Origin of the sequence: Sporosarcina sp. P33 (assembly GCF_002077155.1) — a bacterium.
Classification (GTDB): Bacteria; Bacillota; Bacilli; order Bacillales_A; family Planococcaceae; genus Sporosarcina.
Map to the genome: position 1 here is coordinate 2,655,978 of NZ_CP015027.1, position 12,993 is coordinate 2,668,970.

The following is a 12,993-nucleotide window of genomic DNA, read 5'->3' on the forward strand; positions in this document are numbered from 1 at the left end:
ACTTATCACATGAGAATTGAAACTAAATTTCATGCAACGATTGAAATTGACCCATCAGAAATCTGGCATTTTCCAAAAGGAATCCCCGGCTTTGAAGCGGAAAATGAATTTGTCTTGGTGCCGATTGAAGGCAGCGATTCTTTGCAGGTATTACAATCGACCAAGCAGCCATCCGTTGCATTTATTGTAGCCAACCCATATACACTCGTAACCGATTATACTTTTGAAATAGATAACTCAACGATTGACTTGCTGGAAATCAGTCAGCCGGAAGATATCATGGTGCTTGGCATCCTATCCATGAAACAGCAGTATCACGAGTCCACAATCAACTTGCAGGCGCCTTTGATCTTTCACGTTCCAAATAAAAAAGCCAAGCAAATGATTCTGAACGACCCACGTTTCACTGTCAGACACCCAGTCGGCAAAGGAGGGAACTGACATGCTCGTCTTGTCACGTAAAGTAAACGAGTCGATTCAAATTGCAGACAACATAGAAATTCGGATTCTGGAAGTCAAAGGAGATACCGTGCGGATTGGCATTGAAGCACCGAAATCTATTGAAATTCTTAGAGGGGAATTAGTTCAATCGATTACCGAGACGAATAAAGAAGCGCTCACAATCGATATGGATCTGTTCTCGCAGCTGTTGAAAAAAGAATAGCCTTCTATTAGTAAAGCATCGCTATAGAGTTTCTGCAGCGGTGCTCTTTTTACGTGAAGTTCTGTTTAGACAAACTTATGACATATGTACTCTATTTTTTCTGCAGATTATAAAATACTTCAAAAATAGACTAAACACTTTACCTGCCTGTCCGATATTACTAGTGTAAGCGGGAGAAAGAGTTCGGCCGGCTCCGTACACCGCCACAAAATTCAGGGTCACAAGGAAGTGCACCCTACACACACTCAAGGAGGAAATTAACATGAGAATTAATCATAATATTGCAGCGTTGAATACACATCGTCAGTTGAACACAGCTACTACTAACCAATCAAAATCTATGGAAAAATTGGCATCAGGTCTTCGTATTAACAAGGCTGGCGACGATGCAGCTGGTCTTGCAATTTCTGAAAAAATGCGTGGGCAAATTCGTGGATTGGATATGGCATCTAAGAATGCTCAGGACGGTATTTCTTTGATTTCAACTGCTGAAGGTGCATTAAACGAAACTCATGATATTTTACAACGTATGCGTGAGTTAGCTGTTCAAGGTGCGAATGATACTAATGTTGCACAGGACAGAGATGCGATTCAAGAAGAATTAGTTGAGCTGAAAAATGAAGTTAATCGCATCGCTGATACAACGGAATTTAACAAACAGTTGCTATTAAAAGGTAACTTAGGTGGTACAGTTGAACAAGATCCTAACACAACTACTGTTTTAGATGTAAAGGGAGTGGCTAGTGCTTCTACTAATGGTGCTGCTGCAGGAACTTATACTATTACAGTAGAAAATTCAGACAAATTAACGATGACGTTTGGTGGTAAGAAACAAGAGATTGATAATGCAGATGGGGCTCAAGAATTAAATTTCTCAGACTTTGGAATCACAATAAAAACTAATGCGGCATACACAGCTGATGATGCGATTGGTGATGTCGAGGTATTAGCAGGTTCTGTTACGTTCCAAATCGGTGCTAATGAAGACCAAAACGTAAGTTTAAATATCCGAAGTATGCGTACTGATGGAGATTTGAACCTTGAAAGTTCTGGACGGGTCGATGTTTCTACGCATGATAAAGCAAAAGCTTCAATTACTAACATTGAAAGTGCAATAACTGAAGTTTCAAAAGAACGTTCAAAACTTGGTGCTTATCAAAATCGTTTAGAACACACAATCAACAACTTAAACACTTCTTCCGAAAACTTAACAGCTGCTGAGTCTCGTGTACGTGACGTTGACATGGCGAAAGAAATGATGGAACAAACTAAAAATTCTATTCTTTCTCAAGCAGCACAAGCAATGTTGGCTCAAGCGAACCAACAACCACAGGGAGTATTACAACTTCTTCGTTAATTTAAGAATATTTAAAAGGGTCCCTGGCTTAGCTAGGGGCCTATTGTATTAAAAAGATTAAATTTTTAGAAGGAGGAAATACCTTGATAGAAAAAATTGGTTACCTAGTAAAAAAAGCCAATGATAAGACCTCATGGAGAAATAGACTAGCAGCACTAAAGGAAATAAGCGAAATTGATTGTCCACAAAGAAAAGATGTTGTGATTAGATTAGCTATTCACGATAACGTATTTGCTGTAAAAGAAGAAGCTTGCAGAATAGCAAACAAGTTGGGATTAGAGAAGAATGGTAAGGCAATTAAATTAGGAAAAAAAGACATTGGATTCAAAAGTAAAGACTTTAATAAAGTTTTCGCTAGAATTAAGAGAGAAAGCAAAATGGAAGAATTTAATCTAGAACTCTTTAAAGAAAAATTTGAAAATTCTAATCCAGAAATGTATGACGTAATGAGTTTTGACAAAAAAGGTAAATTTGATAATTGGATTGAAAATATATACAATGGATTACCTAGAAAATAGTATAGAGTACCAGGTTCACAACAAACAGACTCTGTAATTAGAGAGTTTTAGTGGATGGTACCTATTATATGAAATAGGTAAGTGAAACACGAATAAACCACTGTTTTCAGGGTATATGAGAGTACCAATCACAGAACTTTCTACCCGACCCCACCAGTAAATAGGAGATGAAAACAATGGTTCTACCATCATTTAATCATATTCAGGGAAGAAACGGAAGTAATTGGAGCCGCTTGATGGGAAGCGTGGAGGCGGATCACTACTGTATCATCGCGATAGATGAATTTGTAGGTGCCAAGTCTTGAGACACTTCTAGTTGAATTCAGAATTTTTTCAACTTGTGTGAGGACCTGGTGCCTACCTAAGTAAAGGGTACCTATGTGAAAAACTAACATGAATATTGAAATTAACACGATTGTTTTAGAAATTATGAATGTTCGTTATGGAGTTACTTCAAAATAAATTAATATTAATAATTGTACGCTTAAATTTATCATAACTTTTTTGATTTAGTAGGTCTTTAAAATATAGGGATTCTTTGGTAAAGGGTGTGTGATAAACTAGCTTGCAGATTCATTGTTCGCTTGTTTGGCGTAATTCAATCTTTGAAGGGTGTCTCCTTTCACTTTGATAGAGAAAGTATATTGCTAAATTATTTAATTAATTACTTTTATAGTGTGGAAAAAGATATTGGATTGGATAGCCTTATTGATGTTCGTTTCACAATTGGCTTGTAAACATTAAAATTCTCATTTAATAGAAGAACGTAGGATGTATTCAAGGTGCAAGCATGGATAGAAGATATTTATTTAGAGGCTGATCATAAAGGATCAGCCTTTTTGTCTGTCTGTCGCTAACAGCAGATTGTATTTTATATTTAATGCATATTGAAGTAGCCGAAGCTCTCCTTGGAACATTGCTCAGTGGGGATTATAAGTATTTACAAAGTTTCATTTTCCTTTACTATCAAATAGGCGCAATTTTGATATCACCACGCTAGCATCTTTGCGGTTACATGCTGTTCAACAAACTCCACAGGCATACCTTTGGAGCCGCTCCGATATCAAACGGGGTAAACTCATCAGCAGCTGGGTAGGAAGCAGATTCGATTACTAGGCAATTGGTAAAGCCCCATTCATTTCGAGTGAACGGGAGCTTTTTCGTATATAATTTTACTTCCTGCAAAAGCTGAACTAGCTTCAAAATAAAGTTTTAACATTTTTCAAAAACATTGATTGATAAAATGATAGAATTTACACATAGTCCATACTTAATATTTTTTGATTATGAATAGCGACTAACAAAGTGTATAATTGTTCCATATATAAATACAAATACCTATAACATTGAATGTAAAACTCTTTTGAAATTTAAATAATGCTTAAAAGAAAATTTAGTTTAGAATTCTAGCATATTAGTGAAGGGTACCTGTGTGAAAAACTAACGTGTTTATTTAAATAGTCATGAATGTTTTAACAACCATGAAAACTCAGAGCAAAGATACTTAAAAATAAATATTTTTATAACCAAATCACGCTTCAATAAGCACGAAATTCTTCGCAGAAAAATTAAGAAATCAGCCAACTCAATGTGAGACGTTGCAATGATCCAAATTTGAACTCAGAAGCATCTCAATCTAAGACGAGCGTCATTTCATACTAGTACATACCACCAACCCACATTTATACGATATCACGGCTCACTTTGAGAAGCACAATAACCAAAGAACTTAAGAATTAAAAGAATAAGGCCATTGCCGAGAAGAATCTAAGAGTATGCATCTGTGCAACACACAACTCAGATACCATTCTGAATAGTCCTTGAGTTGTGCGATGCACAGGTGAACTCACTTCATCGGAAAGAATATTCGAAAATTAGAGTGTGAAATTGTACAGTGTCATCCTGAGTACGCTACGGCTATTCAGATGTTTAGTAATTCCAATGGCAATCTTGAAGTCAGGGTAGAAGAAATTACATCTCCAACAGGTAATGTAACACTCATATATTCTAAAAAAATAAGCATATATCAAAATAAAGAACATATTTGTACATGGTGCTCTTCTAGTTGAGTAGGGTAGGGAGTTCTGTGATTGGTATTTCTCTCTAACCTGAAAACAATGTTTTTTTGCGTCTACTTCTATCTATTTAACATAATAAGTGCTCCAAAATGACCGATACATATAGTATGCACTGTGTACTAAATACTCGGTAACCAACGTATTTATTATACCCATTCATTATGAAGCAGAGGAGCATTAGATAAATGGATAGTAAACATCAAGAAGAACTTAAACGATTGTACAGTCAATTGGAACAAGTAAAACAGCGGGATCGCATTCTGGAGGAAATCGAAAAGCGACTTTATAAGATGAAACAGATAGCGCAATATACTGCAGATCATAACCTAGATAAAGACGAGACGATGCAGTTGGAGATGCAGATCCGTGATCACCAAAAGGCTATTTCGTCACTTGAAAACTATTTAATTTAGTGACTCGCAGCGAATTTTATAAAGACATCTGCCAGAGATACTTGTGTAAAGGTTATTATAATAAACACTCAAACACGAAAGTTTAAGCATTCATGAAAGTTTGGTGCACAAGTACTCAAAAATCACTAGTAGCACTATAAACGTAGCATATTTATATTTCTCCTATCCCAGTAGACCACCACTTTGATTAGTCTCCTAAGAAAATCCTGTTAACAGTAAAATCCCTCCATTTAGAACCGATATAATACGTATATCAATCCTATACATCCAAATGCATAATCAGCAATACTGTAATATATCGGACGCATGGAGGAATACATACTATGATCATCAAAAACGGATCGTTTGGTTTGCAACGTAATATGAATCAGGCGAATGAACGTCTAGAGAAGTCAATGGCGAAGCTGTCTAGTGGTAAGCGGATTACGTCTGCAGCGGTAGATGCTTCGGGTCTGGCCATCAGTGAGAAGTTGCGGGCACTGCAGCGTGGGTCCCGTCAGGCGCTTCAGAATGTGCAGGATGCGCAGTCGCTTGCGCAGACGGCAGATGCGGCTATGCAGGAGCTGACGGATGTCGTGCAGCGGATTCGGGAGCTGACGATTCAGGCGATGAACGGGACGAATACGGATGTGCAATTTGATTCTGATTCGGTGGATACGCTTATTATTCAGAATGAAGTCGATGAATTGAAGAAGAATTTGCGGGATATTGTACATAAGACGGAGTTCAATACGCATAAATTACTGACGAATACGGTACCGGGGGAGTATGTATATGCGGACCGCAGTGTGTCGGTGGATCGTTCAGCCCGTACGGTGCCAGTCAGTGGAAACGCAGTGTTTGGAGGCAATACTGCAAAAATAGAGCCGAGTTCGTATACAAAACAGGTCAATATTGGATCGGATTCACGGACAGTGGAAGAAGTGACTGCATCTTACCCACCTGTCAACGGAAAAGTGACGACTGTGATGGATCAAAAACCCAGGTGGTCGGCAGACGGTGAGACTATTTTGTTTCAATCCACACGGGATGGACAGCGATACAGTGTGCCTGCAAACGGCAGTGTCGATCCTAGAGTGGATGCTGATACTTCCGAAGCCGCCACTCGCAAAGAAGCGGGGGATTATCGACTGGAAATGGTTAATTCCAGCTTACAGTTGCAGAAGCGGTCGGGAAGCAATTGGACTGTGGAGCGATCCTATACGAATTATAATATAGCGGACGGTCTTCACGGCTATAATTTTGCGCCTACAGCAGATTCAGATGGGAAATGGTCATTTGCATTTTCCGATTCGGACGGCAATATATCTAAAGTAGTGATTAATACGCAAAACGGTTCGATCAGTTCGCCGGTATCTGTGATTCCGAACACGGATAAACTGAATCTGCCCCCTATAAATAATACGATATCTCTTGGTGGCACACCTGATCTTTACCGGATGAATGAGGGAGATGCTTCGCTTGTCGTGCACAAAGTGACAGACAGCGGTTCACAGCAGCTAACGTACTGGGATGAAACAGGGACAGCACCGGTGTCTGGTTATTATACGGTAAACGGCAGTCAGATAACATTTCATGAGGATGCGAAGATCGGATTTGATCCGAATAGTGAAGATGATGCCCAGGATTACTATACGTTCCGATTTGTAAGAGGGAACAGTGCAGCAATTCATTCGGAGACGATTCCTTCGCAAGCCCAGTTGTATAATGTGAACGGTGAGCCGGGACCGATGTCTTTGAGAATCCAGATAGATGGGAAGGGTACGATTGCCAGGGAACATTATTTGGCTGATCGGCCTGCTGATCCAGAGAACACGACGGGCGTGTACATAGACAAAGCGACGGGAAAGGCAGAGTTTTACGGTGATTTACGTCCTGCCCACAATGAAACTGTCCGTATTACGTATGTACCAGACAGCGACAGTGACCGCGGTGTTCAGACGTACGTCCTGCCGGCTGAAATTGATATATACAACCTGAATTCTTTGGATCCAACACTGCCGAAGTCATTGGAAGTGTATGCGGGTGGACGGAAGATTGCTTATGATGCATCGATGACTGACGGCTATACGTATGACCCTGCGACACGCCGAATCAGTCTCTACGGTAATAGCCGCCCCGATGTGTCAATCGGTGAGAAAATCCATTATAAATACATTGCGGATTATAGCAGCACCAACACCAACGAAGTAGTGTATGGTATTCCGCTTGGATCAGCGAAGCCGGAAGTGTTTAATCTTGGGGACGCCGATGCGCCGAATTCAATTCGTGTGTTCCGAGGAGAAGAGGAAATAAACTACTCCGACACTGATGGCTTTCAGTATAATGCGATAACGAATACGATTGAGCTGTTCGGCAACAGCCGACCGAATGTCGAGGATAAATACTTTGTTCGAATGGTGACAGTGCTAGAAGATCCAGTGAAACACGATGACATGCTGGAGATTCCGCTGTTCGACAAACCTGTATTGTATCAACCTGACAGTCTAGGCATTCCAGAGATGCTGAACGTCACCATCGCTGGGAAAGTAATCACCTATGATGAAACAAAACAGGATGGCTACTTTTACAATAAGCAAACGAATGCGGTAGAAATATACGGTAACAGCCGCCCGGACGCGAAAGATTCTACATTGTTGTTGCCGAAGATTTCCGTGACGTTTGTGACGGAATCAGGACTAGTCAACCTATATAATAACTCCTATGATATTCCGCTCGGTGCGGGTGCTTCTTCTTATGGAATTGAAGGGGAAGGCAATGTAAAAGGGCTAAAGGTGTTCAAAGATACGGTAGAAATACCATATGACGCGGAGGATGGCTATACCATCAATCCGGAAACGAACCTTGTCTCACTTCACGGCAGCTATCGCCCTACAGCAAAAACCGCGCCCAATTCCATCCGTGTCTATTCAGTGCCGGAATCTTCTTTGAGCGCTACAGTACCTGAAGGATCTACTGTTCACAAGGTTTCGATAGGGATCACCGAAATTCTGCCGGCTGTTGACGAAAATGGTCACGGTTATCTGTTTGAAAATGGAAAAGTCAAGCTTATAGGCGATGCACGGCCGGACGCAGTTTTCGGCAGACCTAGTTACGCGATGGAAGTAATTTATACCGAGCCACTCAGTATGGACCTGCCGGTAAATCCGTTACTCACAGACGACACAGCGTACTGCGATCACGAAACAGGCAGTGCACTACCAGATGCCGAAGTCGTGCCAGATTCCCAGGTAATCCGCCTAAACGGACAAGTACTCACACCAGATCAATACAACATTAGCGACAGCCGCGTTACCCTGATCAACAGCGAAGTCACCCTGGCAGTCGGCAGCAACACAATCAGCGCCGACTATCAAATCAGACAGGGAATTCACTACGCAGATAACTCCTACACCTTCCAAGTAGGCGGCAACTCAGGCAATCAACAAGTACTTAATATCGCTTCCTTTGATAACATGCTTGTGGATATGAGTGCGGTCTGTGTACGCACGGCAGAGCACGCAGCGAAAGGACTTGAAATCATCGACCGTTCCATGAACTTTATTCTCGGCGAACTAGGCAACATCGGAGCTGCTGAAAACAGCCTGACTCATATCGCGGCGAACCTTCGGATAGGCGAAGAAAGCATGACGGCAGCATTGAGCCGTATTGAGGATTTGGATGTTGCGAAAGAATTAATGAACAGTACGAAATTACAGATGTTGACGCAGGTGGGGCAGACGCTGGCCGGGCATGATAAGCAGCGTAGGGAAGGGATTTTGGGGTTGTTGAAGTGAGTGAGTTGGAATGTATTTGTGCACCACACGACAAGTTATAAATAGCTGAACGATATTTGAGATAAAATAAGATATCAAAGGAGAAGTATGATTAGTAATAACAGATATAAGCAAAAGAGGTCTAAACAGGACGCGTATTTAAGTAATACAGAGAGAGCAGCAAGGATAGCAACTCTGTTAACTATTATTGCAGGTCTTTTTTATATACTAACAATAGTATTCAAATTTTATATAACTCTCTTCAAAAATAAAGTTTATTTAGATTTTCCAGTGCAGATTGAGCACATGGTAAGCAGTTCTGTAATAACATTTTTATTATTAATAATTGGGCATTTAATATATCAAGTTTACAGAGATACTTATACATATAATAGCTACTTTGGTTCAAAACAAATGAAGACTAAGAAAATGGACTTAATTGCAGACAAGACTTACTATAATTTGTTCCAATCTATAAAGCACTATCTATTAATTTTTTTCTTAATTAATATAATCTTCCTTTTTATAACGGAAATTTTAAATGAAAACTATGTTGTATATCCTATCCTCTTAATTATGACTATATTTATGATCATTTGGTGTGTTATAGAGTTTAAAAAACTATTAATTTACTTTAAAAATTTAAGATATAATTACGGTTATTATTTCATTACTATAATTTTATTAGGCTTTATTATAATGTTAGGGATCGCTTTCTCAGCACAATCTAAATCACTTTTAGTGGAATTTGGGGAAAGTAACAATTATAGTTTGATTCTGTCTATAGAAAGCGAGAACTTTAAGCCAGAGAACATTCATATAGAATATTTAGTGAACAATGAAAAAAATGAACAGATTAAAAACAGAGAAACTATCTTAAATAGTAAAGACTTTCGTTATGGATATATTCAAAATACACAAGAGCTAAGAGAGGAAGAGGGGCGAATAAAAAAAGATAAAAAAACTGCCGTACTTAATAATAGTTTTATTAAGTATATCTATGAGGATAATATTTATGAATACCTCACTGAAGGTGAAAATTTTGTCGTTTTTACTATCGAAATACAAAGTTTAGGGACAAGTAATTATATAAAAATATTTAATCAAATTCATAAAGATAAAAATGGTGAATTAAAAATTACTAAAGATAAATTTGAATGGAAGGGGGTGTAAAATATTTTTTATAAATGTATACACTTTATGGTTTAAATCCGAAGGTTGATAGTATTAGTATTGTGCAACGGTGCATCAAATTGATGAGTACCTATGTGAGAAATTAACATGATTATTGCGATAATCATGACTGTTTAAACAATCATGAAAGTTTGGTGCACAGGTACTCAAAAATCAATATCTTGGGTAGTCTCATTAATTTCAGTTTTTCCATAGGAAATCTTGACCGGTGCTAGCTCTTCAGTTTGCGCGTGAATGTTATTAATATATTTTTTCCATTTATTCCCTTCATTACTTTTTACTAGATATCGCAAAAACCTTATTAAGTCAGAATTCCTTTTATAATTGCTTATTCTACAATTTTTAATGATCACTTATATTAACTTCTACAGTAGCCACATGTGTTTCAATAAAGAGCAAGATTACATTAAAAACTTTGTCATGTAGATCTTGGGTGTCTTTAGTTAATTCTTCGTTTTCAATAAACTTCGGTATCCCTTCTACAAAATACCTTTTTATGTATTCCTCATATTTAGACATGGCCTGATGTATTACTTTCCTTTCGCTAGTTTCAAAGTAAGTTCCTAGTTCGTGGTTTGTAATATTTATAGAAACAGGCAATTTATTCATCACTTCTGATGTAATCCCCGAATCTTTTAAAGTTCGTACTTGTTTTTCAATCTTTTGAAACTGTGTTAATATATCTCTTTTCAATTGGTCTCTTACGTTTTTCTTCAATTCTTCTTGTGATTCAAAAATCATTTTAGAAACTTGGGCGCTTTCATTTGCTGCATCGGCTGCTCCTTTGGCAGCCTTAGCTGATTGTATATTAGCTCTCCAAATCAAGAAACTGAAAACTGCTGTGGTAATTGCTCCTGCAATAACAGCACATGATTCTATATTATCAAATGTCATATTTATTCCCCTTTACTACCAATTGTAACCAATACGACAATAAAAGAAAATAGTAATATCGAGCACTTGGGCTTGAAATAATTCTGATTAGTGCCAGAGTTGTTTAACACACAAGTGTGCAAGAAATGAAAGGAGTCGCAGTAATATGCGTAAATAGTATATTCGCGGTTGGTCAATTGTCACTCGACGAGAATAAGGTGCTTATAGAACTCGCGGATGTGAAGTATGTAGATGTAGCTTAACGGGCTATATAATACGAAAACGCAACATAAGCTAGCGTTATTTTTTTATGGTTTAAATTCCCTTCTTGTCGTATGATAATGGACAGGGAGAGGGATTAATGGATATTAAACAATACATTAAAACAGCGTGGGAAGGTCTACCTAATGCACCTACAGAATTAGCACCTTCTTATTTAGGAAAGTTTTTTCAAATGGTCAAAAACAAGCAGTTTGATAGAAGGATTAAGAAAGTGGAAGAACCATTTTTGCGTGTTCTTCAAATGATTCCTTTAAATGATTTTAAATACTTTGAGGATAAAATAGGACCAATTGTCATACAAAGAATATTCCTAGACGATGAGGATGATAAAGCGGAGTTCTTAATCTTGGGTTTTGAAAATTGCGTGAAAAACGAAATCAAAGATGAGGATTTAATTATTTATTACTTTGATTTAATATCGGAACTAAGAGTATTAGATTTAAAGAGACTTGTATCATTTTCAGGAAGAACAGACGAAACACCGATAAGACCTGAGGAGAGTTCTAAAGAGGAACTTTTGTTACATTCTTCAGATATAAAGTTAAATAGATTAGGGTTAATTCAAGTAAAAATGGGCTGGTCTTCTGAAAATGGAGATCAAATCAATTATAACTTTCCAATTGAACTTACTAAAAGAGGAAACAAGTTTTTAGATTTTATAGGATTCTAAAGATTCCAAAGTCCGAATATTTCTCTTATGCCACATCCGGAACAAAATGCGTTCTAAATTTATACTAGTCTGTATTGGTAAGTAGAAGTAAATAAGAGACGATACTTTCATACCTATTCAAAATGATTAAATTCTCTCAACCAACTGGATTATGCCTAACATCGCAACATTATACTCAAATCATATATTTATAATATTAAGCATCAATGCACCACACAAATCATAAAGAATGCTGAACAGTGTCAAATTTATGTGACGCATAGTTGCGCGAAAAGAGTAAAAAAGGGGCGAAAATATGTTTCCAATCGAAGAACTAACCTACATAAAAAGACTGGGCGGTCTCACCAACCTAAACTTTCTCGTCGCACACAAAGGACAAAAATACGTCCTGCGTTTCCCGGCCCACGAGTTTGAAGACATTATTAACCGCCACCATGAAAAAGCCAACCAGCAAATTGCGGCTGAAATTGGGGTGACGGTTGGCAATGCGGTGTTTACCGATGAAGGCATTAAAATGACTCCGTATTACGATGCGACGGCTGATTTAACGCGGGATCTGATGGGGACGGCGGAGTATTTGGAGAAGATTGCGGGTGTGTTGTCTGCGCTTCATTCGTCGAACAAGGAGTTTCCAAATCGTTTTGATTATTGGGGAGAAGTGGAGAAGTATAAAATTACGTTAGCTGAAATCCCTTCGCTGTATGTACTGCTGGAAGAGCGATTGAGGAAGCTGATGCAAGGGGAGCGGCAGGAGTATGTGCCGTGTCATATGGATTCGGTGACGGCTAATTTTATTCAAAATGATGCAAGGCAGCTGCTGCTGATCGACTGGGAGTACAGTGCGAACTATTTGCCTGAGTGGGATTTGGCGGCGTTTATTTTGGAACGCGAGTTAAGTGAGGAGCAAGAGCAAGTGCTGCTCGATTATTATGGTTTGCCCGCATCTTTGAAACCGTCGCTTGAGCTGCAAAAGTTGAAGTCAGATTTCCTTTGGTCGTTATGGTCACTTGTTAAAGAGAAGGAAGATCCTTCGTTTGAACAGTATACAGCGAAGCGGACAGAGCGCCTGATTGAAGGGTTAGAGCAATATTACCGTGTGTATGGGAATTGACCGTTCGGCATCCAACTATATAGAATCATCCAACCCGGATTTTCCGTTCAGTGCTTGAATTGGAATTCGGGTTTTCTG

Annotated in this window: 11 protein-coding genes; 10 read left to right on the top strand and 1 reads right to left on the bottom strand. The window is 38.6% G+C overall.

The window, feature by feature from the left end:
• The first annotated feature begins 9 nt into the window (after positions 1-9).
• The 8 genes from fliW to SporoP33_RS12990 all read left to right on the top strand — a co-directional run bounded on the left by fliW (position 10) and on the right by SporoP33_RS12990 (position 9,958).
• A complete protein-coding gene (gene fliW / locus SporoP33_RS12960) occupies positions 10-441 on the top strand; it encodes a flagellar assembly protein FliW (protein ID WP_081244104.1) in 432 nt (143 codons plus the stop codon).
• 1 nt (position 442) lies between these two features.
• The gene (csrA, locus tag SporoP33_RS12965; protein WP_081244105.1) at positions 443-664 is read left to right on the top strand and encodes a carbon storage regulator CsrA; all 222 of its coding nucleotides are present in this window, start codon (positions 443-445) and stop codon (positions 662-664) included.
• Between the two features lie 262 nt (positions 665-926).
• On the top strand, positions 927-2,021 hold the full coding sequence (locus tag SporoP33_RS12970; protein WP_081244106.1) for a flagellin N-terminal helical domain-containing protein: 1,095 nt from the start codon (positions 927-929) through the stop codon (positions 2,019-2,021).
• Positions 2,022-2,104: 83 nt separating this feature from the next.
• Positions 2,105-2,539, top strand: a complete 435-nt coding sequence (locus SporoP33_RS12975) for a hypothetical protein (RefSeq protein ID WP_081244107.1) — start codon at positions 2,105-2,107, stop codon at positions 2,537-2,539.
• A gap of 176 nt (positions 2,540-2,715) precedes the next feature.
• Positions 2,716-2,844, top strand: coding sequence for a hypothetical protein (locus tag SporoP33_RS16490; protein WP_255363016.1), 129 nt, complete (start codon positions 2,716-2,718; stop codon positions 2,842-2,844).
• Positions 2,845-4,802: 1,958 nt separating this feature from the next.
• Positions 4,803-5,030, top strand: a complete 228-nt coding sequence (locus SporoP33_RS12980; protein WP_081244108.1) for a hypothetical protein — start codon at positions 4,803-4,805, stop codon at positions 5,028-5,030.
• A 323-nt stretch (positions 5,031-5,353) separates the two neighbouring features.
• A complete protein-coding gene (locus tag SporoP33_RS12985) occupies positions 5,354-8,806 on the top strand; it encodes a flagellin (RefSeq protein WP_081244109.1) in 3,453 nt (1,150 codons plus the stop codon).
• 408 nt (positions 8,807-9,214) lie between these two features.
• Positions 9,215-9,958: a hypothetical protein gene (locus SporoP33_RS12990; RefSeq protein ID WP_196796796.1), complete on the top strand. Its 744-nt coding sequence runs from the start codon at positions 9,215-9,217 to the stop codon at positions 9,956-9,958.
• A gap of 363 nt (positions 9,959-10,321) precedes the next feature.
• On the opposite strand, the gene SporoP33_RS13000 is transcribed toward SporoP33_RS12990, so the two are convergent.
• Entirely contained in the window at positions 10,322-10,873 is a 552-nt protein-coding gene (locus SporoP33_RS13000) for a hypothetical protein (protein WP_081244112.1), read from the bottom strand.
• Between the two features lie 340 nt (positions 10,874-11,213).
• Between SporoP33_RS13000 and SporoP33_RS13005 the strand changes: the two genes are divergently transcribed.
• Positions 11,214-11,804, top strand: coding sequence for a hypothetical protein (locus tag SporoP33_RS13005; RefSeq protein WP_081244113.1), 591 nt, complete (start codon positions 11,214-11,216; stop codon positions 11,802-11,804).
• A gap of 295 nt (positions 11,805-12,099) precedes the next feature.
• A complete protein-coding gene (locus SporoP33_RS13010; RefSeq protein ID WP_081244114.1) occupies positions 12,100-12,915 on the top strand; it encodes a choline kinase family protein in 816 nt (271 codons plus the stop codon).
• Positions 12,916-12,993: the final 78 nt, after the last annotated feature.